This window comes from Lentzea sp. NPDC042327 (assembly GCF_040647275.1).
In the GTDB taxonomy this organism is placed as follows: Bacteria; Actinomycetota; Actinomycetes; order Mycobacteriales; family Pseudonocardiaceae; genus Lentzea.
In genome coordinates this window covers 34,275-59,743 of the sequence record NZ_JBEZBX010000022.1, presented here as the reverse complement: position 1 = coordinate 59,743, position 25,469 = coordinate 34,275, and the positions used below count along the sequence as shown (strand labels likewise).

Genomic DNA, 25,469 nt, shown 5'->3' with positions numbered 1-25,469 from the left:
AGACACCACACCATGTCGTCGTCGATCGAGGACCGCATCGCCGCGCTGCCCCCGCACCTGCGGGAGCAGATGCGCCGCCGCCTCTCCGGCCGCTCGCAGCAGGCCGACGCCATCAGACCGGCCGACCGGACCCAGCCGCTGCCGCTGTCGTTCCCGCAGCAGCGCCTGTGGTTCCTCGACCGCTTCCAGCCCGGCGGTTCCGGCTACAACAGCGCGCTGGCGCTGCGCCTGACCGGACAGCTCGACGTGGCCGCGCTGACCGCGGCGCTCACCGGTCTGGTGGCGCGGCACGAGTCGCTGCGCACGACGCTCGACGAGGTCGACGGGGTCGGTGTGCAGGTCGTGCACCCGCCGTTCGACCTCGCCCTGCCCGTGGTGGAGCCGGCCGGCGACCTGGACGAGCTGCTGGTCGAGGAGTACTCCCGCCCGTTCGACCTGCGGCGCGGACCGCTGGTGCGGGCGGTGCTGGTGCGGCAGGCGCCGGACGAGCACGTGCTGCTGGTCACCGCGCACCACGTCGTCACCGACGGCTGGTCGATGGGCGTGCTCACCGAGGAGCTGGGCGAGCTGTACGGCGCGGCCGTGGCCGGACGGGACGCCGTGCTGCCCGCGTTGCCGCTGCAGTACGCCGACTTCGCGGCCTGGCAACGGGAGCGGCTCTCCGGTGAGGCGCTGCGCGGCCAGGTCGAGCACTGGACTCGGCGGCTCAGCGGCACCACCCCGCTGGAGCTGCCCACCGACCGGCCGCGACCGGCGGTGCGCACCACGAACGGCGCGGTGCAGGCGTTCACCGTGCCGGCCGCGACCACCGCGGCGTTGCGGGCGCTCGCCCAGGAACGCGGCACGATCCTGTTCTCCGTGCTGATGGCCGGGTGCCAGGCTCTGCTGGCCCGCTACGCCGGGCAGGACGACGTGGCCGTGGGCACCGTGACCACCGGCCGCGGCCGCCCCGGTCTGGAGCGGCTGGTCGGGTTCTTCGTCAACACCGTCGTGCTGCGGTCCACAGTGGACTCACGTGCCACGTTCGCCGAGTTCCTGGACCAGGTCAAGGACAACGTCAAGGAGGCGTACGCCCACGACGAGGTGCCGCTGGAGCACGTGGTCGACGCGCTGCGCACCGACCGCGACGTCAGCCGCAACCCGCTGTTCGACGTGATGGTGCTCCTGCAGAACGCCGAACGCACCCCGCCGCGGCTGCCCGGCCTGGCGGTCGAGCAGGTCGGGTTGTCCCGCCGTGCCGCCATCTTCGACCTGACCATCGAGTTCCAGGAGCGCGCCGGCCTGCTCGACGGCGTGGTCGAGTACAACACCGACCTGTTCGACGCCGCCACGGTCACCCGCTTCTGCGACCACCTCGTGCGGCTGCTCGACGGCCTGGCGAGCGACCCGCACCGGCCGCTGGGCGAGCTGCCGTGGCTGTCGGACGCCGAACGCGACCAGGTGCTGACCGGCTGGAACGACACCTCCCGCGCACCGGTCGACGCCACCGTCCCCAGCCTGTTCGCCGAGCAGGTGCGCCGGACGCCGGACGCACCCGCCGTGCTCTCCGACGACGAGGTCCTCACCTACGCCGAGCTGGACGCGCGGGCCAACGCGCTCGCTCGGGAACTGGTCGACCTCGGTGTGCGGCCGGAGGACCCGGTGGGGCTGCTCGTGGAGCGGTCGGCCGACCTGGTCGTGGCGGAGCTGGCGATCGTGAAGGCCGGCGCGGCGTACGTCCCGCTCGACGGTCGTGCACCGGCCGAGCGGACCCGGCGGGTCATCGCCGACTCCGGCATCGCGGTCGTGCTCACCGATGCGCGCAACCAGGACGCGGTCGCGTCCGTCCACACCGTACTGCTCGACGGCGAGCGGACCGGCGCCGCCGATCCCGCCGTCGCGGTGCACCCGGACCAGCTCGCGTACGTCATGCACACCTCCGGCTCCACCGGCGTGCCCAAGGGTGTCGCCGTGCGGCACCGCGACGTCGTGGCGCTGGCGCTGGACTCCCGGTTCGCGGGCGGTGCGCACGAGCGGGTGCTGCTGCACTCGCCGTCGGCGTTCGACGCCTCGACCTACGAGCTGTGGGTCCCGCTGTTGCGCGGCGGCCAGGTCGTGGTGGCACGGCCGGGTGACGTCGACGCCGACGTGATCAGGGCCGCCGCCGGTCGCGGTGTGACCGCGATCTGGCTGACCGCCGGACTGTTCCGGCTCGTCGCCCAGGAGGCACCGGACGCGTTCGCCGGGCTGCGGGAGGTGTGGACCGGCGGTGACGTCGTGCCCGCCGCGGCCGTGCGCGGGGTGCTCGAAGCGTGCCCCGGCCTGACCGTGGTCGACGGCTACGGCCCGACCGAGACCACGACGTTCGCCACGTCGTTCCCCATGACCGACACCGTGCCCGACGTCATCCCCATCGGCCGGCCGCTGGACGGCATGGCCGTCTACGTGCTCGACGAAGGCCTGCGCCCGGTTCCCGTCGGCGTGCCGGGGGAGCTGTTCCTCGCGGGCGCCGGCGTGGCCCGCGGCTACCTCGGCCAGCCCGGCCTGACCGCCGAGCGGTTCGTGCCCGACCCGTTCGGCCCGCCCGGCTCCCGCATGTACCGCACCGGTGACATCGGCCGGTGGCGCGCGCACGGCGTGGTCGAGTTCGTCGGCCGCACCGACGACCAGGTCAAGATCCGCGGCTTCCGCGTCGAGACCGGCGAGATCGACGCCCTGCTCGTGCGCCACCCCGGCATCTCCCAGTCGATCACCGTCGCCCGCACCGACGACGGCCGCAAGCAGTTGGTCGCCTACCTCGTGGCCGACGCCGCCCCGGCGCACGCCGAGCTGCGCACGTGGCTCACCCGCGAGCTGCCCGACTACATGGTCCCCTCGGCGTTCGTGGTGCTGGACGCGCTCCCGTTGAGCGGCAACGGCAAGGTCGACCGCCGCGCCCTGCCCGCACCCGAGGCCCGCACCGCAGCCGACCGCCACGTCGAGCCCACCACGCCGGTGGAACGGGAGCTGGCGCGCGTCTGGGCCGAGGTGCTGCGCGTCGACCGCGTGGGCATCGAGGACAACTTCTTCGAGCTCGGCGGCGACTCCATCCTCAGCATCCAGCTCGTCGCCCGCGCCCGCCGGGCCGGTCTGCGGTTGTCGTCCAAGGACGTCTTCCTGCACCCCACCGTCGCCGGGCTGGCCGCGACCGCGACCGCGGTGGCCGACACGGTGGCGGACGCGGTGGTGTCCGGACCCGCGCCGCTGACGCCGATCCAGGAGTGGTTCTTCGACACCGCTCCCGCGAGCCCGCACCACTTCACCATGTCCACGCACGTGGAGCTGGCGCCCGAGGTGGACGAACGAGCGCTGGCCACCGCCGTGGACGCCGTGGTGGCGCACCACGACGCCCTGCGGACCCGCTTCCGCCGCGACGACGCCGGTCAGCCCGGCAACGCCCAGCCCGACGCCACTCAGCCCGGCAACGCGAGCGCCACCCCCGAGACCGCCCGCTGGGTCCAGGACCTCGCCCCCACCCCGCCGACCGGCGTCCTCCAGGTGCTGACCGGCCTCGACGACCACGCCTGCGACGAGGCCGCACTCGCCGCCCAGTCGAGCCTGGACCTCACCGAAGGCCCCCTGCTGCGGGCCGTCCTGTTCCGCCTCGCCGACGGCCGCTGCCGCCTCTTCCTGACCGTGCACCACCTCGTCGTGGACGGCGTGTCCTGGCGCGTGCTGCTCGCCGACCTCGACACCGCCTATCAGCAGCTCGTCCGCGGCGAACCCGTCGCGCTGGAGCCCGTGCCCACCGCGTTCGCCACCTGGGCCCGCCGCCTCACCGACCGGGTGCGCGCCGGCGAGCTGGACGCCGACCTCGACCACTGGACCGGCTTCGCCGCCTCCGCCCCCGCCGAGCTCCCGCTGGACCACGACGGCGACCCCGCCGAGGACGTCCGGTCGGTCACCGTGCGGCTCAGCCCCGCCGACACCGACGCGCTGCTGCACCAGGTGCCCGGCGTCTACCGCACCCAGGTCAACGACGTGCTGCTCAGCGCGCTCGGCCGCGCGCTGGCCGGGTGGACCGGCCACGACCGCGTGCTCATCGGACTGGAGGGCCACGGCCGCGAGGACGTGCCCGACGACCTCGACATCTCCCGCACCGTCGGCTGGTTCACCAGCCAGTTCCCGCTGGCTCTGCACGTCCCGGCCGGTGGCTGGGGCGGTGTGCTCAAGTCGGTCAAGGAACAGGTCCGCGCACTGCCGCGCCGCGGCCAGAGCTACGCCGCGCTGCGCTACCTGGCCGCCCCCGGCTCGCCGGCCGCGGCGCTGCGCGACGACCCGCACCCGTTGATCAGCTTCAACTACCACGGCCAGTGGGACGTCGCGGCCGACGCCGACGGGCTCGTCCGGGCCCGCTGCGCCCCGCTCGGCCGCGACAGCGCCCCCGGCAACGCCCGCGCGTACCTGATCGACGTCGTCGGGCTGGTCGAGAACGGCCGGCTCGAGCTCACCTGGCTGTACTCCGGGCAGGTGCACGACGAGTCGACCGTGCGGGGCGTCGCCGACGCGATGGTGCGCGGGCTGGCGGAGATCGTCGAGCACTGCGCCGAACCGGGTGCCGGTGGCCGCACGCCGTCGGACTTCCCGCTGGCACACCTGGACCAGGTCGCGGTGGACCGGCTGGTCGGGACCGGTGCCGAGGTGGAGGACGTCTACCCGCTGACGCCGTTGCAGGAGGGCATGCTCTTCCACGGCCTGGCCGACCCGTCGTCCACGGCCTACTTCGACCAGGTGCGCCTGCGGCTGACCGGCGTCACCGACGAACAGGCCCTCGCCACCGCGTGGCAGCGCGTCGTCGACCGCACGCCGGTGCTGCGCGGTGCGCTGGTCTGGGAAGGCGTCGAGCGGCCCGTGCAGGTGATCCGCTCGCACGTCGACCTGCCGACCGCGCACCACGACTGGCGCACACTGTCCGAACAGGACCGCGCACGCGAGCTGGAAGCGCTGGCGGCACAGGACCTCGACCTGCGCCGGGCACCGCTCATGCGGATCGACCTGGCCCGGCTGCCCGGCGACGAGGTGCTGCTGGTCTGGACGTTCCACCACGTGCTGCTGGACGGCTGGAGCCTCGCCCAGGTGTTCGCCGAGGTGTGCGAGCAGTACCGGGCGATCACCGCGGGCAGCGCACCGGAGGTCGTCTCGCGGCGGCCGTTCCGCGACTACCTGCGGTGGCTGGACGCCCAGGACCGGTCCGAGGCCGAACGCCACTGGCGTGCCGTGCTGGCGGGCTTCTCCGCACCCACCGCCCTGCCGTACGACCGGCCGCCCGCCCGCGACCACGCCACCGAGTCCTCCACGGCGGTGCCCGTCGCGCTCACCGCCGAGCAGACCGACCGGCTGCGCCACACCGCCCGCCGCCACGGCCTCACGGTCAACACCGTCGTGCAGGGCGCGTGGGCGTTGCTGCTGGCGCGCTACAGCGGCGAGTCCGACGTCGTGTTCGGCACGACGGTCTCCGGCCGCCCCGGCGAGCTGCCCGGTGTGGAGCAGATGATCGGCCTGTTCATCAACACCGTGCCGGCCCGGGTGTCCGTGCGCCCCGACGCCGAGGTCGCGACCTGGCTCGCGGAGGTGCAGGCCGCGCAGACGGAGTCGCGGCGGTTCGACTTCGTGTCGCTGGCCGACCTGCGGTCGTGGAGCGACGTGCCGGCGGGGTCGGCGTTGTTCGACAGCGCCGTGGTGTTCGAGAACTACCCGCTCAACGACGTCACCGAGGTCGGCGGCATCCGCGCGACCGAGGTGCAGGCGCGGGACACGACGACCTTCGCGCTCACCCTCAGCGCCGTCCTCGACGACCGGCTGCGCCTGGACCTCGCCTACGACCCGCACCTGTTCGACGCCGACACGGCCCGGCGCCTCGCCGACCGCCTGCTCCTGGTCGTCGACGCCATCGCCGCCGACTCCGCGCGACCGGTGGCGGACCTGCCGCTGATGACCGGCGACGAACGCCACCAGGTCCTCACCGAGTGGAACGCGACCACCCGTGACGTGCCGGAGAAGTCGGTCGTCGAGGTGTTCGAAAGTCAAGCCAGGACCACGCCGGACGCCACCGCACTGGTGGTGGGGGAGCGGTCGCTGTCGTTCGCGGAGCTGAACGCGTGGGCGAACCGGGTGGCGCGTGCTTTCGTCGCCGCTGGTGTGGGGCCGGAGCGGCTGGTGGCGTTGTCGTTGCCGCGGTCGGTGGAGTTCGTGGTGGCGCTGCTGGCGATCTGGAAGGCCGGCGGCGTGTACCTGCCGGTCGACCCGACGCTGCCCGCGGACCGGGTGGAGTTCCTGCTCCAGGACGCTGATCCGGTGCTCGTGGTGCGCGACGCGCTGCCCGAGGCCGACCGCTCGGACGACCTCGCACCGGTGGGACCCGAGCACGCGGCGTACGTGATCTACACGTCCGGCTCGACCGGGCGCCCCAAGGGCGTGGTGGTCGAACACCGCAGCTTGGTGAACCTGCTGGTGAACCACCGCGAGGACTTCGCCGCCGGCAAGCGGTTGCGGGTGGCGTTGTCGGCGGTGTTCTCGTTCGACACGTCGCTGGAAGGCATCGTGCTGATGGCCGACGGCCACGAGCTGCACGTCCTCGACGACGACACCCGGCTCGACCCGCCCGCCCTCGTCCGGTACGTGACCGGCCACCGGATCGACTTCCTCGACCTGACCCCGTCCTACGCACGGCAACTGGTCGAAGCAGGCCTGCTGGACGGCGAACACCGTCCGCAGGTGCTGATGCTGGGCGGAGAGGCGATCGGCGAGGACCTGTGGCGGCGCCTCGCGGACGCCCAGGGCACCGCGAGCTACAACTTCTACGGCCCGACCGAGTCCACGGTGGACGCGCTGTCCGCCAGGGTCAGCGGGCACGGGCGCCCGGTCGTGGGACGTCCGCTGCTCAACACCCGCGCCCACGTCCTGGACGACGACCTGCGCCCGGTGCCCGTCGGCGTGCCGGGAGAGCTGTTCCTGGCCGGGGTGCAGGTCGCCCGCGGCTACCTCGACCGGCCGGGGCTCACCGCGGACCGGTTCCTCGCCGACCCGTTCGGCGGTCCGGGGGAGCGGATGTACCGCACCGGCGACCGCGTCCGGTGGCTCGCCGACGGCACCCTCGACTACCTCGGCCGCACCGACGACCAGGTGAAGATCCGCGGTTTCCGGATCGAGCCCGGCGAGGTCGAGGCCGTGCTGTCCCGGCACCCCGACGTCCGCGAGGCCGTCGTCATCGCCCGGCAGGACCACGGCCACCAACGGCTCGTCGCCTACGTCACCGGCGCCGCCACCGACCTGCGGACGTGGCTGGCCGAGCGGCTGCCCGACTACCTGGTGCCCTCCGCGTTCGTCGAGCTCGACTCGATCCCCCTCAACGCCAACGGCAAGGTCGACCGCCGGGCCCTGCCCGCACCCGACTTCACCGAGGCCCGCACCGAGCACGTCGCACCGCGCACGGACGTCGAACGCGACGTGGCCGACATCTGGTCCGAGGTGCTGGGCGTGCCCGGCATCGGCGTGCGGGACAACTTCTTCGAGCTCGGCGGCGACTCCATCCTCAGCATCCGGGTGATCTCCCGGCTGCGGGCCGCGTTCGACGTGGAGATGTCGCCGCGGGCCCTGTTCAGCCACCCGACCGTCGCGGGGATCGCCGCGCTGGTCGCGGAGTCGGCACAGGCGCGGCTGGACGAGATCCCCGTGGTGCCGCGCGACGGCGGTCTGCCGTTGTCGTTCGCGCAGCAGCGGCTGTGGTTCCTCGACGAGTTCGAACCCGGCGGCGTCGAGTACCTGTCGCCGTCGATCCTGCGGCTGCGCGGACCCCTGGACGTCGGCGCGCTGGCCGCGGCGCTCACCGCGCTGGTCGCGCGGCACGAGTCGTTGCGCACCACGTTCGAGACGGTCGACGGGCGCGGTGTGCAGGTCGTGCACCCGCCCCAGCCCGTCGAGGTGCCGGTGGTCGACGTGACCGAGGACGAGCTGGCCGACGTGCTGACCCGCGAGACGACCACGCCGCTGGACCTGCGGCACGGCCCGCTGGTGCGGGTGCTGCTCGCGCGGCTCGGTGCGGACGACCACGTGCTCTCCCTGGTGCTGCACCACATCGTCACCGACGGCTGGTCCAACGGCGTGCTGCTCGGCGAGCTGGGCGCCTGCTACGAGGCCGCGACGTGCGGCCGGGACGCGAAGCTGCCCGACCTGCCCGTGCAGTACGCCGACTTCGCGGTGTGGCAGCGCACCGCTGCGACCGAGGAGGTGTTGCAGGAGCACCTGGCGCACTGGCGGCACGCGCTCGACGGCGTGCGGCCGCTGGAACTGCCCACCGACCGGCCCCGCCCCGCCGTTCGCGGCAAGCAGGGCGCGCTGATGCACTTCCAGGTGCCCGCCGAGGTCACCGAACGGCTCAGGGCGCTGGCCCGCGAGCACGACGGCACGCTGTTCATGGCACTGGTCGCCGCCTGCCAGGCGGTGTTCGCCCGGTGGTCGGGGCAACGCGACGTCGCCGTCGGCACCGTCGTCTCCGGCCGCGACCGCACCGAGCTGGAGGGCCTGGTCGGGTTCTTCGTCAACACGCTGGTGCTGCGCAGCGACGTGGACCCGCGCCAGGGCTTCGGGCAGCTGCTCGGCCAGGTGCGGGAGACCGTCCTGGACGCCTTCGCCCACCAGGACGTGCCGTTCGAACGGGTCGTGGACGAGGTCCACCCCGTGCGCGACCCCAGCCGCACCCCGCTGTTCCAGGCGATGGTCGTGCTGCAGAACACCGGCGGCGACGAACCGCGCCTGCCCGGCCTGCGCGTCGAGGAGCTGCCGCCGCCGTCGGTCGCGGCCGGTTTCGACGTGTCGTTCCAGTTCCAGGAGGTCGACGGCCGGCTGGAGGCGGTGCTCACCTACGACACCGCGCTGTTCGACACCTCCACGGCCGAACGGCTCGTCGCACACGTCGGCGTGCTGCTCGACGGCGCGACCGCCGAACCCGGCCTCCCCGTGGCCGACCTGCCGCTGCTCACCGACGACGAGCTGCTCGACGTGCTGGAGCGGTGGAACGACACCGGCACCGCCAGCCCGGTACCGGCCTACCACGAGGTCTTCCAGGCCCGCGCCGCCCGCACCCCGGACGCGACCGCGCTGGTCGACGGCCTCCGGTCGTGGACCTTCGCCGAGCTCAACGCCGACGCCAACCGGATCGCCCACCACCTGATCGCCGCGGGCGTCGGGCCGGAGTCCGTGGTGGCACTGGCGCTGCCCCGCTCCGCCGAGCTGGTGCTCGCGATCCTCGCCGTGCTCAAGGCCGGTGGCGCGTACCTGCCGGTCGACCCCGAGCACCCCGCGGAGCGCATCGCGTTCGTCCTCGACGACGCCCAGCCCGTGCTCGTGGTGGCCGGGACCGACATCGGCGGCGACCTGCCGCACGTGCGGCTCGACGACCCCGCCGTGGCCGCGCGCCCCGCGACCGACCCCACCGACGCCGACCGCACGGCACCGCTGTGCCCGGAGCACGCCGCGTACGTCATCTACACCTCCGGCTCCACCGGCCGCCCCAAGGGCGTCGTCGTCGAGCACCGCAACCTCGCCGCGCTCGTCGCCGACCACCACGCCCGCCTGCTGCCCCAGGACGGCACGGTGCTGCGCGGCATCGCCACCGCCGCCTACACCTTCGACGCCTCCTGGGAGGGCCTGCTCCTGCTCGCCGGCGGCCACGAGCTGCACCTGCTCGACGACGACGTCCGGCTCGACCCGCGGGCCGTCGTCGAGCACATCGCCCTGCACGGCATCGACTTCCTCAGCTGCACCCCGTCCTACCTGCACCAGCTCCTGCCGGAAGGCGTGCTCGAACGGCCGCTGCTGCTCGCACTGGGCGGTGAGGCCATCAGCGAACCGCTGTGGCGCGCGCTGGCCGAGGCCGACGGCGTCACCGCGGTCAACCTCTACGGCCCCACCGAGTGCACGGTCGACTCGGTCTGGACGGAGGTCACCGACCGCGACCGGCCGGTGATCGGCACGCCGGGGCAGGGCCTGCGCGCCTACGTGCTCGACGACGGGCTGCGCCCCCAGCCGGTCGGCGTGCCCGGTGAGCTGCACCTGGCCGGTGACCAGGTGACCCGCGGCTACCTGCACCGGCCCGGCCTGACCGCGGACCGGTTCGTCGCCGACCCGTTCGGGCCGCCCGGCAGCCGGATGTACCGCACCGGCGACCTGGTCCGCTGGACCGCCGACGGCGTGCTGGAGTACCGCGGCCGCGCCGACGACCAGGTCAAGATCCGCGGCTACCGCGTCGAACCCGGCGAGGTCGAGGCCGCACTGGCCGGCCTGCCCGGTGTGGCGGAGGCCGTGGTCGTGGCCCAGGAGTTCGAACCCGGCGCCCACCGACTCGTCGGCTACGTCGTCGGTGCGGCCGACGCGGACTCGCTGCGCGCGCAGCTGAAGCGGCAGTTGCCCGACCACCTGGTGCCCTCGTTGTTCGTGCTGCTCGACGAGCTGCCCACCACCGACAGCGGCAAGGTCGACCGCCGCGCCCTGCCAGCCCCCGACGCCGCGGGCTCGCAGGACCACGTGGCACCGCGCACCACCGTGGAACGGGAGCTGGCCCGGGTCTGGGCCGAGGCGCTGCACGTGGAGCGCGTCGGCGTGCACGACAACTTCTTCGGCCTCGGCGGCGACTCGATCCTGAGCATCCAGGTCGTGTCCAAGGCCCGCCAGGCCGGCCTGGAGCTGGTCACCAAGGACCTGTTCACCCACCAGACCATCGCCGAGCTGGCGACCGTCGTCCGCACGAGCGGGCAGAAGACCGCGCTCCCGGAGATCGCCGGCCCGGCGCCGCTCACGCCGATCCAGCGCTGGTACCTCGACTCCTGTGGCGATGCCCCGCACCACTTCACCATGTCCGCGCACCTGGAGCTCACCGACGACGCCGACACCGGCGCGTTGGCACGAGCCCTGGCCGCGGTCGTGGCGCACCACGAGGGTCTGCGCACCCGCTTCACCCGCGTGGACGGCGAGTGGGTCCAGGACGCGGCCGACGCCGTGGTCGAGCTGGAGGGCCACGACGTGTCCACAGTGGAGGAAGAAGCGCTCGTCACGGCCGCCCAGGCCGGACTGGACATCGAGCACGGTCCGGTCGTGCGCGCGTTGTTGTTCTCCGGCAAGCGGTTGAGCCTGGTGGTCCACCACCTCGTCATGGACGGCGTGTCCTGGCGGATCGTGCTCGGCGACCTGGAGACCGCGTACCGCCAAGCGCTTGCGGGACAGCGGATCACCCTCGACCCGGTCGGCACCCGGTTCACCCAGTGGGCGCACCGGCTGGCCGAGCACGTGCGGTCGGGCGCGTTCGACGGCGAGCTGCCGCACTGGACCGCCGCGCTCGACGTGCCCGGTGACGTGCCGGTGGACCGCGACGGCCCCAACACCGCGGGCTCCACGCGCGTGGTGTCGGTGCGGCTGGACCGCGAGCACACCGACGCCCTGCTGCACCGCGTCCCGGACGTCTACCGCACGCAGGTCAACGACGTGCTGCTCAGCGCGCTCGGCCGGGCGTTGTCGGCGTGGACCGGACGGGACCGCGTCGCCGTGACGATGGAGGGCCACGGCCGCGAGGACGTCCTCGACGGCGCCGACATCTCCCGCACGGTCGGCTGGTTCACCACGCAGTACCCGGTCGCGCTCACCGTGCCCGCCGGCGACTGGGGTGCCGCCCTCAAGTCGGTCAAGGAACAGCTGCGGGCCGTGCCCGGCCGCGGCTTCGGGTTCGAGGCGCTGCGCCAGCTCCGCGCGAGCTCCCTGGCTGGATCGGCGTTGCCGCCGGTCAGCTTCAACTACCACGGCCGGTTCGACGTGGCGGCTGCCGGGGAAGGTCTGGTCCGCGGCCGGCTGGAGGACAGGGGAGCCGACGCGGCCGCCGACAGCACCCGGCCGTTCCAGCTCGACGTCGTCGGCGGTGTCGAGGACGGCGAACTGGTGCTGTCCTGGTTCTACTCCGAGCACCTGCACGACGAGTCGACCGTGCGGACCGTGGCCGAGGCCGTGGTGCACGGGCTGGCGGAGATCGTCGAGCACTGCGCCGAGCCGGGTGCCGGTGGCCGCACGCCGTCGGACTTCCCGCTGGCACGACTCGACCAGGCGGCGGTGGACCGGCTGGTCGGCACCGGCGCCGAGGTGGAGGACGTCTACCCGCTGACGCCGTTGCAGACCGGGATGCTGTTCCACACGCTCGTGGACGACACCTCGACGGCGTACTCGAACCGGTTCCGGCTGCGGCTGTCCGGGGTGACCGACCCGGACGCGCTGGCCGAGGCCTGCCGCCGGGTCGTGGACCGCACACCGGTGCTGCGCGGCGGCGTGGTGTGGGAGGGCGTCGAAACCCCCGTGCAGGTCGTGCGGCACCGGGTCGACGTGCCGATCACCGTGCACGACTGGCGCCACCTGCCCGTCGAGGAGCACGACACCGCGGTCGGCGGCGAGGAGCTCGACCTCACCACGCCACCGTTGCTGCGCCTGGCCATCGCACGGCTCACCGACGACGAGGTCGTGCTGTTCTGGACCGCCCACCACGTCCTGCTCGACGGGTGGAGCTTCGCGCAGGTGCTGGCCGAGGTGTGCGAGCAGTACACCGCCCTCGCCCGCGGAGCGGAGCCAGAGCTCCCGCCGCGCCGGCCGTTCCGCGACTACCTGCGGTGGCTGGCCGACCAGGACACCGCCGCGGCCGAACAGCACTGGCGGCAGGTCCTCGCCGGCGTCGAGTCACCGACCCCGTTGCCCTACGACCGGTCACCCGTGCAGGCCCACCGCGCCGAGTCCAGCGCGTCCGTCCACGTCGAACTGGATGCCGACCGGTCGGCCGCGCTGAACCGGGTCGCCCGCGCCGCCGGCCTGACCGCCAACACGGTGGTGCAGGGCGCGTGGGCGTTGCTGCTGGCGCGCTACAGTGGTGAGCCCGACGTCGTGTTCGGCACCACGGTCTCGGGACGTCCGGCGGAACTGCCGGGCATCGGGTCCATGGTGGGCATGTTCATCAACACCGTTCCCACCCGCGTCCAGGTCGACCCGGCCGCCGCGGTGCTGCCGTGGCTGCGGGACGTGCAGGCCGCGCAGACCGAGTCGCGGCGGTTCGACTTCGTGTCGCTGGCCGACCTGCGGTCGTGGAGCGACGTGCCCGCCGGTTCGGCGTTGTTCGACAGCGCCGTGGTGTTCGAGAACTACCCGATCGACGAGCTGCTCGACGACGCCCAGGTCGTGCGGGTGCTGGAGGTCGAGGGCGCCGACACGACCAGCTTCCCGCTGGCCCTCAGCGCCAACCTCGGCGACCGGCTGCGCCTGGAGCTGGACTACGACCCGCGTCTCTTCGACACCGGCACCGTCGAACGCCTCGCCGCGCGGCTCGCGTTGGTGCTGGAAGGCATCGCGGCCGACCCGCACCGGTCGCTCGGCGAGCTGCCGCTGATGACCGGCGACGAGCGGCACCAGGTGCTCGTGGAGTGGAACGCCACGGCCGGTGAGGTGACCGCGGCCTCGGTGGTCGAGGTGTTCGAGGACCAGGTGCGTGCCACCCCGGACGCCACCGCACTGGTCGTCGGCGACCGGTCGCTGTCGTTCGCGGAGCTGAACGCGTGGGCGAACCGGGTGGCCCGGTCCTTCGTGGCCTCGGGTGTCGGCCCGGAGCGGCTAGTGGCGTTGTCGTTGCCGCGGTCCGTGGAGTTCGTGGTCGCGCTGCTGGCGATTTGGAAGGCCGGTGGCGTCTACCTGCCGGTCGACCCGACGCTGCCCGCTGACCGGGTGGAGTTCCTGGTGCAGGACGCTGATCCGGTGCTCGTGGTGCGCGACGCGCTGCCCGACGCCGACGACCAGGACACCTCGAACCTGGCACCGGTGCGCCGCGACCACGCCGCCTACGTCATCTACACCTCCGGCTCCTCCGGCCGCCCCAAGGGCGTGGTGGTCGAGCACGGCAGCCTGGTGAACCTGCTGGTGAACCACCGCGAGGACTTCGCCGCCGGCAAGCGGTTGCGGGTGGCGTTGTCGGCGGTGTTCTCGTTCGACACGTCGCTCGAAGGCATTGTGCTGATGGCGGACGGCCACGAGCTGCACGTCCTGGACGAGGACGTGCGACTCGACCCGCCCGCACTGGTGCGGTACGTCGTGGACCAGCGCATCGGCTTCCTGGACCTCACGCCGTCCTACGCCCGCCAGCTGCTGGAGGCCGGACTGCTCGACGGTGAGCACCGCCCGCAGGTGCTGATGCTGGGCGGAGAGGCGATCGGCGACGACCTGTGGCGGCGGCTGGCCGACGTCCCCGGGGTCGCGAGCTACAACTTCTACGGCCCGACCGAGTCCACTGTGGACGCGCTGTCCTGCCGGATCACGACCGGCGCTCCGGTCGCGGTCGGCCGGCCGTTGCGCAACGTGCGCGCCTACGTGCTGGACGAGCAGCTGCGGCCGGTGCCCGTCGGCGTGCCGGGAGAGCTGTTCCTGGCCGGCGACCAGCTCGCCCGCGGCTACCTCGGCCGGCCCGGCCTGACCGCGGACCGGTTCCTCGCCGACCCGTTCGGCGAGCCGGGGGAGCGGATGTACAGCACCGGTGACCGGGCGCGGTGGCTGCCCGACGGCACCCTGGACTACCTCGGCCGCACCGACGACCAGGTCAAGATCCGCGGCCACCGGGTCGAACCCGGCGAGGTCGAGGCCGTGCTGTCGCAGCACCCCGGCGTGCGCGAAGCCGTGGTGGTCGCCCGTGCGGTCGACGGGCACCAACGGCTCGTCGCCTACGTCACCGGCGCCGCCACCGACCTGCGCACGTGGCTGGCCGAGCGGCTGCCCGACTACCTGGTGCCCTCGGCGTTCGTCGAGCTCGACTCGATCCCCCTCAACGCCAACGGCAAGGTCGACCGCCGGGCCCTGCCCGCACCGGACCTCCAGGCCGCCGCCTCGGCGTACCGCGCCCCGCGCACCCCGGCCGAGGAACACGTCTGCCGCATCTGGGCCGACGTGCTGGGCGTGCCGCGGGTCGGGCTCGACGACAACTTCTTCGAGCTCGGCGGCGACTCCATCCTCAGCATCCGGGTGATCTCCCGGCTGCGGGCCGAGCTCGACGCACCGGTGTCGCCGCGCGTGCTGTTCACCTCGCCCACCGTCGCCCGGCTGGTCGAGGAGATCGGAGCCGGGACGGGTGCGGCCGAGGACGTCATCCCGCGGACGCCGCGCAACGGCGCGTTGCCGCTGTCGTTCGCGCAGCAGCGGCTGTGGTTCCTCGACCAGTTCGAACCGGAGAGCACCGACTACCTGTCGCCGTCGATCCTGCGGCTGCGCGGTCACCTCGACGTCGGCGCGCTGAACAGGGCGCTGACCGCGTTGGTGGCGCGGCACGAGTCGTTGCGCACCACCTTCGACGGCGTGGACGGCCACGGCGTCCAGGTCGTGCACCCGCCGCACGTCGTCGAGGTGCCGGTGCTCGACGTCCCGGACAACCTCGACGAGGTGCTCGCCCGCGAGTGCACCCGGCCGTTCGACCTCTCCCGCGGCCCGCTGCTGCGCCCGCTGCTGCTGCGCGTCGCCGACGACGACCACGTGCTCCTGCTGCTGGCGCACCACATCGTGACCGACGGCTGGTCCAACGGCGTGCTGACCAGCGAGCTCAACCACCTCTACCGCGGCGGCACGCTGCCCGACCTGCCGATCCAGTACGCGGACTACGCGGCCTGGCAGCGCGACCGGCTCACCGGAGCGTTGCTGGACGAGCAGCTCGCGTTCTGGCGGGACCGGCTCGCCGGCGTCCCCCCGCTGGAGCTGCCGACCGACCGGCCCCGCCCGGCGGAGCGCACGAACCACGGCGCGGTGCACCTGTTCAGCCTGCCCGTCGAGGTCGCCGACAAGCTCAAGGCGCTTGCGCGGCACCAGGACGGCACCCTGTTCATGGCGCTGGTCGCCGCGTGCCAGGTGCTGTTCGCCCGCTGGTCGCGGCAGGACGACATCGCGGTCGGCACGGTGGCCTCCGGCCGCGACCGCGCCGAGCTGGAGGGCCTCGTCGGGTTCTTCGTCAACACGCTGGTGCTGCGCTCCACAGTGGACGGCGCGACCACGTTCCGCGAGTTCCTCGGACAGGTCCGCGGTGGTGTGCTGGACGCGTTCGCTCACCAGGACGTGCCGTTCGAGCGCGTGGTCGACGAGCTGCGGCCCGAGCGCGACACCAGCCGCACCCCGCTGTTCCAGGCGATGGTGATCCTGCAGAACACCCCCGACGCCGCACCGGACCTGCCCGGTCTGCAGGTTGAAGACCTGCCGCTGCCCGTGGTGGCGGCCAACTTCGACCTCACCTGGGAGTTCCAGGAGGACTCCGACGCCCTGCACGCGGCGGTCAACTACAACACCGACCTGTTCGACCTCGCGACCGTCGAGCGGATGGCCGGGCACCTGCGCGTGCTGCTGACCGCCGCCGTCGCCGACCCCGACCGGCCGCTGTCCGACCTGCCGCTGATGGACGAGGACGAGCAGCGGGCCGTGCTGCACGAGTGGAACGACACGGCCCACGCCGTGCCGGACGCCACCATCACGGAGCTGTTCGAGGCCCAGGTGGTGCGGACGCCGGAGGCCACCGCGGTGGTGGACGGCGGCGAGACGTGGACGTACGCGCAGCTCAACGCCCGTGCCAACCGGGTGGCGCACGGTCTGATCGCGCAGGGCGTCGGCCCCGGCCGGTACGTCGCGATCTCCCTGCCGCGCTCCGCCGACCTGCTCGTGGCCGTGCTGGCGGTGCTCAAGGCGGGCGCCGCGTACGTGCCGGTCGAGCCCGACCAGCCCGCGGACCGGGTCGCGTTCGTGCTCGACGACGCCCGGCCCGTCCTGGTGCTCGACAACCGCGGCCTCCTGCGCGCCGACGGCAGGGACGACAACCCCCGTGACCACGACCGGATCGCACCACTGTCCACTCGCGACCCCGCGTACGTGATCTACACGTCCGGGTCGACCGGCCGGCCCAAGGGGGTCGTCGTCGAGCACCGCTCGGTGGTCGACTACCTCGTCTGGGCCAGCGAGGTCTACGGCGGCCTGCGCGGTGCGGCGGTGCTGCACTCGCCGGTCTCGTTCGACCTCACCGTCACGACGCTGTTCGGCCCGCTGCTCGCCGGCGGCCGGATCGTCGTGAGCGACCTGGAGGAGGACGCGGCGCAGGTGGAGCAGGCGGCGTTCCTCAAGGCCACGCCCAGCCACCTGGCCCTGCTCGGCACGGTGCCGGCGCAGCTGTCGCCGACCGGTGACCTCGTCGTCGGCGGCGAACAGCTCGTCGGCGCGGTCGTGGACGAGTGGCGGCGTGCGCACCCGACGGCCGTGGTGATCAACGAGTACGGCCCCACCGAGGCGACCGTCGGCTGCATGGAGCACCGCGTCGAACCCGGCGCGCCACTGGACCCCGGACCCGTGCCGATCGGCCACGCGGCCTGGAACACCCGCCTCTACGTGGTGGACGACCAGCTGCGGCCGGTGCCGCTCGGCGTGCCCGGTGAGCTGTGCATCGCGGGCGACGGCCTCGCCAGGGGCTACCTCAACCGGCCCGGTCTCACCGCGGCCGCGTTCGTGGCGTGCCCGTTCGGCGCGCCGGGGGAGCGGATGTACCGCTCCGGCGACCTGGTCCGCAGGCGCGCCGACGGCGTGGTCGAGTACCTGGGCCGCATCGACGACCAGGTCAAGATCCGCGGCCACCGCGTGGAACCGGGCGAGGTCGAGTCCGCGCTCCTGCACCACCCGCTCGTCACCGAGGCCGCCGTCATCGCCGCCGACACCGGCCAGGGTCACGCCCGCCTGGTCGCGTACCACGTCGCCGGTGGCGAGGTGGGGTCGGCGGAGCTGCGCGCGTTCCTCACGGACCGCCTGCCCGCCTACATGGTGCCGTCCGCGTTCGTGGCGCTGCCCGTCCTGCCGGTGACGCCCAACGGCAAGCTCGACAAGGCGGCACTGCCCGCGCCCGAACCGATCACCGACACGACCGCGCACGTCGCACCGCGCACACCGGTGGAGACCACGCTCGCCGAGGTGTGGGCGGACGTGCTGGGCGCCGACCGGGTCGGGGTGCGGGACAACTTCTTCGAGCTGGGCGGTGACTCCATCCTGGTGATCCAGGTGGTGTCCCGCGCGCGGAAGGCAGGACTCGCCCTGACCACCAAGTCGTTGTTCCGCAACCAGACCATCGAGGCACTGGCGCCGTTCGTCACCGAGATCGACACCGCGCCGGCGAACACCGCCGAGGTCGTCGGCGACGTCCCGCTCACCCCGATCCAGCGCTGGTTCTTCGAGACGCACACGCTCGCGCCGCACCACTACGCCCAGTCCATGCTGCTGGAGCTCACCCCGTACGTGGCCGAGGACGCGCTGGAGAAGGGACTCGCGGCCGTGGTGGCGCACCACGACGCGCTGCGCATGCGCTTCGAGCACGTCGACGGTGAATGGCGCCAGCACAACGCCCCCGTGCAGCACGGCACCGTGCTGGAACGCCGCGACCTCAGCTCCACCGCCGAGCCGGAACGCCAGGCGCACCTGGAGAAGATCGCCGACGAGGCGCACGCGGGCTTCGACCTCGCCACGGGTCCGCTGTACCGGGTCGTGCTGTTCCACGCCGACGACATGCCCTCACCACTGCTGTTCCTGACCGTGCACCACCTCGTGGTCGACGGCGTGTCCTGGCGCATCCTGCTCGACGACCTCGACACCGCCTACCGGCAGGCCGTCCGCGGCGAGGACGTGGACCTGGGTGCGAAGTCGACGTCGTTCCGCGACTGGGCGAACGGCTTGGCGCAGCACGTCGCCGACGGCGCGCTCGACCACGAGCTCGACCACTGGGAGGCGGCACTCGACGCGGCACCGCTGCCCGTCGACCACGACGAGCCCACACCCGGCACACCGCCGGGCGAGGTGCACGTGGTCCTCGACGCCGCGGACACCGACGCGTTGCTGCACGACGCCCCCACGGCCTACCGCACCAGGATCAACGACGTCCTGCTCGCCGCACTGGCCCGCGCGCTGTCGCGGTTCACCGGCGAACAGACCGTGTCGCTGGACATGGAGGGCCACGGCCGCGAGGACGTCCTGGGCGCCGACCTGTCCCGCACGGTCGGCTGGTTCACCACCCTCTACCCGGTCCGCCTGACGCTGCCGGGCGAGGACGCGTCGTGGCGTGACGTGGTCAAGGCGGTCCGCAGGCAGCTGCGCACGGTGCCGGGCAACGGTTTCGGCTTCGGCGCGCTGAGAAACCTGGGAGCAGGGGACCGTCTCGCCGGTCAGGGTCCGCAGGTGGTGTTCAACTACCTCGGCCAGTCCGGCAGCACCGCGGACCAGGCCGACGGCGGTCTGTTCCGGACCGTCCTCGACGCGATCGGGCAGGACAGCTCCCCGGCCGACCGCGGACCGCACCTGCTGGAGATCGTCGGCGGTGTCGCGGGCGGCGAGCTCCGCTTCACCTGGCACCACCAACCCGACCGGCACGACGAGACCACCGTGCGCCGCGTCGCGGAGGACTTCCTCGAAGCCCTGCGCGGCATCGCCGCCGACTGCCGGAGCACCCGATGACCACGTCCCTGTCGCGCAACCGCAACTACCGGCTCCTCTGGGTCGGCCAGGCGCTTTCCGAGGCGGGGGCGAGCGCGTCGGTCATCGCGCTGCCCCTGCTCGTCCTGACCCTCACCGACTCGGCGGCGACCTCCGGCTTCGTCCTCGGCGCCTCCGCCGCGGCCCAGCTCGTCGTCGGCCTGCCCGCGGGGGCACTGGTCGACCGCTGGAACCGCAGAACGGTGATGCTGATCTGCGAGGCCGTGCAGGCCCTCGCCGTGGCGTTCCTGGTCGCCGCCCTGTGGTGGCAGGCGGTCGGCGTCGAACACGTCGTGCTGGTGGTGATCGTGCTCGGCGTCTGCCGCGCACTGTCAGAACCGGCCGAGGACGCCGTGCTGCCCGCCATCGTGGCCGAACGCCACCTCTCCGACGCCGTCGCGATGAACACCGCCCGCGGCTACCTCGGCCAGCTCTCCGGCACCGCACTGGGCGGCCTGCTGTTCGGCCTGGGCCGTTGGCTCCCGTTCGCGGTGGAGGCGGTGACCCACGTGGCCACGTTCCTGGCGCTGCTGTTCGTCCGCGTCCCCCCGCGCCAACGGGAACCCGCACCCCTGGGCCGGTTCCACCGCGAGGTCGCCGAGGGCCTGCGCTGGGTGTGGACCCAGCCGGTGGTGCGCGTGGTGGCGTTCTGCGCGGTGGGCCTCAACCTGTTCTTCCAGGCGTTCTACCTGCTGATGATCGCCATCGCCCACCAGGAGGGCGTGCCCGCGGGCCAGATCGGCCTCATGGGCGCGATGCTCGGCGTCGGCGGCATCCTCGGCGCCCTGGTGGCCCCGCGGCTGCACCGCACCCTGCGCCCGCACCGCGCCATCGTCGGTGTGTTCTGGGTGATCACCGCCCTGATCCCGGTCGCGCTGTTCCTCGACCCCGGCCTGCCCATGGGCGTGCTGTTCGCGGCCGCCGCGTTCCTGGCCCCCACCGCCAACACCACCATCACCACCTACCAGCTGCTGCTCACGCCCGACGAGCTGCGCGGCAGGCTCAGCAGCGTGATGGGCGTGGCCCTGGGCGTCGCGGCGATCGCCGGCCCCGCGGTCGGCGGCCTGCTAGTGGACTTCCTGACACCGACGCAGGCCATTCTCACGTGCACGGTGGGCACGGCATTGTTGACCGTCTTCGCGACGACGAATCGCACGCTGCGCCGGTTCTCCCAGGAGGAAAGCGCGAAATAGCTCGCTCACCGACTGTTTCGACGTGCCTTTGTGACGTACTCCCGCAGCAACGCTCGCAGCGTGTCGGCGTTGTAGCCGTTCAGATCGATCAAGTAGGTGACGCCGTCGAGGCCGAACTGCACGGTCTCGATGTCGTCCGCGGTGGTGCCGTCCAGGTCGTCGGTCAGCTGGACGAGGAATTCATGCGCCATTCATCGGCTCGCAATGTTCGACGAGTGATCGGCGGTCTGCTCGAAGTTAGCAGCCGCTCGAGCTGCTCGCGAACCTTCCCGCATGATGAGCACGCTGGTTGTGCGCAGCGTTTGTGCCGCATGTGGTCCGCGATGCCTCGTCGATGAACCCGCGGGTCTCGCAACCCCAGGAAGCCGCTACGGCCTGTTGTGAGCGGGGCTCGTTGCGGTGGTGTGAGTCCGAGGGAACGGCTGGGACTGCGAGATCTCCCGTTGCACGAACCTCGTGAGGTCTAGGTCCAAACTCTGGCTGCTTTCGTCTGCGGCGAGTGCGGCGTCCAGTGCGGCTTGAGCCTTTGCTCGATTGCCGGCATGCGCCCAGATGACGGCCAAGTCGACCAGATCGATCACAACGGTGGGGTGCTCGGCGCCGAATTCCCGAGTGCGGTCGAGGACAACTCCTTCAAGTTGCTTCGCCGCCTCATCGGGGTTTCCGGTCCGCCAGAACCATCGTGCGATGACTCCCCGCGTCGAGAGGGTGTGTGGATGATTATCTCCAAGCACTCGCGCCCGGTTTTCCAAGACCGCTCGCAGGGCGGCTACTGCTCCGACCGGATCCCCGGCCATTCCTCGCCAGTGCGCGTAGTTGTGGGCAGCGGTCAGCGTCGCGGCGTGGTCCTCGCCCAGCACCCGGCGCAGGTCGGGTAGCAGTTCCCGATATGCGGAGACCGCGGCACACGGATAGCCGGCCTCACCGTAGAAGCGGGCAGCGTTGCCCCTTGCCGTGAGCGTGAGGAGGTCGTCCTCTCCCAGTTCAGCGATGAAATCGGGCACCATGGCCACGAAATCGAACAGTGCGCCGTGTGGGTCGTCCGCCTGTCCACGCCAGTGTGCGAGATCGCTGCGTGCCTCCAAGACGGCCCGGCTTGTTCCACCCTTTGCACGCACGACGTCGGACAACAAGGTTTCCATCTGTTCGACCGCCTGCGTGGGATACCCGGCCTCGCCGGTCCACCGCGCCAGGTACTTCCGTGCTTGCAAGGTGGCTGGGGCATCTTGTCCGAGGAGACGTTCGGCGGACGCCGTCAAGCTGAGGAACGCTGTACGCGCAGCCACCACTCCACCGTTGTGCCCCAGGCTGATTGCCGCTCGAAACAGCACCTCACGGCAGGAGCACCGCCAGAGCAACTCTCCTGTCGACGCTGCGAGTGCATCTGTGTTCGCCCTCAACGACTGCCCGAGCACTGCGTCTTTGAACTCCTCCGGCCACACCTCCACCAACGCCTTTGCGCCGGCATGAGTGAGTTCTTCGAGCTGTTCGGTTGTGATCGTGTCCCTGGTGACCCGCTGAACCAGTCTGTGCACCCGGACGGCCTGGTCATCCGGGTTGCGGGCGGAGCTGATCAAGCTCAACCTGTGCAGGCACCACAACCCGTCACGGCTTTCCTCAGCGCTCACCCGGCGGCCTGCCGACCGTGTCAACCACTCCAGCACGGACGGCGTGGAGAAGACGTCGAGCGGAATGCCGTTGGGATCGAGGAGACTCGCCACCATCAACAACGGCCTGGCAAGTCCGGCAGGAACCAGCTGGTCGGCGAGTTCGACGGACAAGGACCAGGTAGCTGCGACGGTTCGCTGGTGCCCATCGGGCAGATGTTCGCGATCGGGGAACAGCGTCGCGAGTGTCCGTTGCCTGTCCGCGAACCGGGCGCGGTAGCGATCACAGGGAAGATTGAGGTCGACCATGTATGCGCTCGCTTGCGCGAGCGCCAGCGGTAGGTGCCCCAGATCAGGCCCCAACTCCGCAGCTTCGGACAGGAGGTGCGTGTGGTCTTCCAGCGCGCTTTCCAGATAGGACAGCGACTCCGCAGGGTGGAAAACCCCGATGTTGATCAGTTTGCGCCCATCGCCTCGAATCGCCGCATCGGTTCGCCGGGTGGTGACCACCGTGCGTCCGTTCGGCGATTTGGGAGGCCAGAGCCGATTCAAGTCGGTTGGACGCATCACGTCGTCCAGCACGACGAGCCACCGCGCGCTCGTGCGAGCCAGCCATTCCCACAGTCGGACCGCGCCTCGTTCGAGGTCGACGTCCTCGATACCGGTGAGATCGCGGGCGAGAGACGCGTAAGCGCTCACCACCGCGTCCCTGGAGTCAGCGGTAACCCATACGAGCAGGTCCACCTGCCCTGCCTCCCACGCACGTTCGGCATGGTCGAGCGCTAGTTGTGTCTTGCCCACGCCACCAAGACCGGTCAACACGATCGTCCGTGTCTCCGGTTCCACTGGCAGCTCCACCTGGCGCGGCTGGAAGAAGCCCGCCCTCACAGGAGAAGCTCCCGCCCGGTGCGGCAATTCGACCACCTGTTGCGGGCGCTGGTTCATGTGCACGTCGCCGTTGATCGTGCCGGCCATCAACGTCTGGCCATGCACATCGCCGCCCACCACGTTATGAGTGTGACGGTCGCCCAAGTCGTCCATCTCGCTGAACACCCCGATTTTGGTTTGATCAAAGCTACGAAGTTTAGGCAGGTCCGTAATTCCACATGACAAGAGGTGGCGGGTGCTGCCTCGGAACTCTTGGGCCTGCGGTGACAGCAAAGCGGTATAGCAGCCGAACGGGTGATGTATCAGCTTAAATAGCATTCGGTAACGGCGCACTGGCCTGCGCAGATCGTCGGCAACCACGCACTCGATGGGCCAGCGTCGGGCAGTACCGGGACCATGGCGCGAGAACGAGCGAAGAAGCAGCCCAGACACGGTTCAGCCACGGCGACGCGAATCTTTGTGGTGAGAGCGCTAACGCTGCAACTACGTGGGTTGGGCTGCGGTCGTGGTAACGGCGGTCGTCGCGATCACACTGACTGTTCCCGCGTTGCCGTTGCAGCGGGGCAGGCTATCCGGCTGGAGCAACGGCACGACCGTCCTGACATGTCACGAACTCCGGCGGCTGGTTGACCCGCGGGCAAGATGTTCTGCACAGCCAACCGCCTGTTCGGCACACCTGAGCGGCAGGTATACCTCTGCCGACGACCATCATCGGCCAGGACGGTGCCGACCCTGCTGCGGCGTTGTAGTGGCACTCGACATGAACGTCGCATATGGAACCTGAGTTCGCCACGCCCTGGTGTGCGGCGGTGGCCTGGCATGAGCCCTGAACTTCGATCACGGCTGTCTCCGTCCCGGCCGACTGGGGCTCCTCGACGGACACGGGCGAGGCGGGTGACGAACGCCGGGGTTGGTCACCGATCCCGGCCGCGTCGCTGACGCGTTCCCCGGCTCGCTCACGCGCACCGTGCCGACATCGGTGAGCTCGGCACCACGACCTCGCGGTAGTCCTCCTCCGGCAACTCGTCGGTGTACTCGCGGTAGACCGGGTTAACTTGCTCCTCCACCGGGTCGAAGGCAACGCCCCCGGCTTCGAGCAACGTGAGCAGCGCGGGAGCGGCGTCCTCGCCCACCGTCCGGACCCACTCGCGCCGTTCGATCTTCATGAACCACCTCCTGCCCGTCGGACAACACGGACAAAGCCTGTTCCGGGTGATCATCCGGTACCGCCGGTGTGCCAGAATCTCCTGCAGCGCCGTGAAGTCGTACCGGTGTGGAATCGGCAGCGAGCCGCTGCGGTCCACAGTGGAGTCAGGTCCGCGCAGTACCCGGAGGAGTTGACGTGCCCGAGTCGAACGACGAGCCCTTCCCGTTGCCGGGCGTCGACCTGACGCGACCGAGCGTCGCCCGGATCTACGACTACTACCTCGGCGGGACCACCAACTGGGAGGTCGACCGGCAGTTCGCCGAACGCGTCCTGCGCGACTACCCGGTGATCAGGTCGGTCGCGTACGCCAACCGGATGTTCCAGCGCAGGGTGGTGCGGCACCTCGTCCGGCTGGGCATCCGCCAGTTCATCGACATCGGGTCCGGGGTGCCCACAATGGGGCACGTGCACGAGGTGGGCGAGCAGGTCGCGCCGGGTGAGGTGCGGGTCGCCTACGTCGACCACGAGCCGGTGGCCGTCGACCACGCGAACCTGCTGCTCCAAGAGCACGGTGACCCGAGCCGGCACGCGGCCGTCCACGCGGACCTGCGCGACCCGGACCGGGTCTGGTCGCGGATCTCGGACACCGGGGTGATCGACCTGCGGGAACCGGTGGCGGTGCTCCTCATGGCGGTGCTGCACATCCAGCAACCACCCGCACCCGGCAGCGGCGACACCGAGGACCTCGGCCCCCGCCTCGTCGCCACCTACCGCGACCTGCTCGTGCCGGGGTCGTACCTCTCCCTGTCCCACGTCACCGACACGGAGGTCTCACCGCGCAGCGCCGCGATGCTGGGCGAGCTGAAGAGCATGTACGCGAACTCGGTCAGCCCGGCCATCTTCCGCGACCGCCGGGAGGTCACCGCCCTCTTCGGGGACTTCACCCTCCTGGAGCCCGGCGTCACCTGGGCGCCCGACTGGCATCCGGAAGAGGCGAGCGAGCACGACCAGGTGGTGGACTTCAGCGATCCGAGCGGGTCGCTGCTCCTGGTCGGCACCGCTCGGAAGTGACGCGCCGGACCGGAG

General features: G+C 71.8%; 5 protein-coding genes and 1 pseudogene. 3 read left to right on the top strand and 3 right to left on the bottom strand.

All coding sequences use genetic code 11. From position 1 onward, the window contains the following. The first annotated feature begins 12 nt into the window (after positions 1–12). Together AB0A63_RS36790 and AB0A63_RS36785 are read left to right on the top strand one after the other, a co-directional pair. Positions 13–19,530 carry a non-ribosomal peptide synthase/polyketide synthase gene (locus AB0A63_RS36790; RefSeq protein WP_360400034.1) on the top strand — a complete coding sequence of 6,506 codons (19,518 nt, stop codon included), beginning with the start codon at positions 13–15 and terminating at the stop codon, positions 19,528–19,530. Next, positions 19,527–20,741 carry an MFS transporter gene (locus AB0A63_RS36785; RefSeq protein WP_360400031.1) on the top strand — a complete coding sequence of 405 codons (1,215 nt, stop codon included), beginning with the start codon at positions 19,527–19,529 and terminating at the stop codon, positions 20,739–20,741. Before AB0A63_RS36790 ends, AB0A63_RS36785 begins: the two co-directional genes overlap by 4 nt. 17 nt (positions 20,742–20,758) lie before the next feature. On the opposite strand, the pseudogene AB0A63_RS36780 reads toward AB0A63_RS36785, so the two are convergent. The 3 genes and pseudogenes from AB0A63_RS36780 to AB0A63_RS36770 all read right to left on the bottom strand — a co-directional run. Further along, positions 20,759–20,932, bottom strand: a pseudogene (locus AB0A63_RS36780) (histone-like nucleoid-structuring protein Lsr2); the annotation flags it as partial. Between the two features lie 177 nt (positions 20,933–21,109). Then, on the bottom strand, positions 21,110–23,401 hold the full coding sequence (locus AB0A63_RS36775; protein WP_360400028.1) for a tetratricopeptide repeat protein: 2,292 nt from the start codon (positions 23,399–23,401) through the stop codon (positions 21,110–21,112). A gap of 791 nt (positions 23,402–24,192) precedes the next feature. Next, positions 24,193–24,402: a hypothetical protein gene (locus AB0A63_RS36770; RefSeq protein WP_360400025.1), complete on the bottom strand. Its 210-nt coding sequence runs from the start codon at positions 24,400–24,402 to the stop codon at positions 24,193–24,195. Between the two features lie 176 nt (positions 24,403–24,578). Between AB0A63_RS36770 and AB0A63_RS36765 the strand changes: the two genes are divergently transcribed. Next, a complete protein-coding gene (locus tag AB0A63_RS36765; RefSeq protein WP_360400022.1) occupies positions 24,579–25,454 on the top strand; it encodes an SAM-dependent methyltransferase in 876 nt (291 codons plus the stop codon). The last annotated feature ends 15 nt before the right edge of the window (positions 25,455–25,469 follow it).

Bases quoted from the DNA above. Each gene is read 5' to 3' on its own strand.
- AB0A63_RS36790 (WP_360400034.1), top strand. From the start codon at position 13: ATGTCGTCGTCGATCGAGGACCGCATCGCCGCGCTGCCCCCGCACCTG.
- AB0A63_RS36785 (WP_360400031.1), top strand. From the start codon at position 19,527: ATGACCACGTCCCTGTCGCGCAACCGCAACTACCGGCTCCTCTGGGTC.
- AB0A63_RS36770 (WP_360400025.1), bottom strand. From the start codon at position 24,402: ATGAAGATCGAACGGCGCGAGTGGGTCCGGACGGTGGGCGAGGACGCC.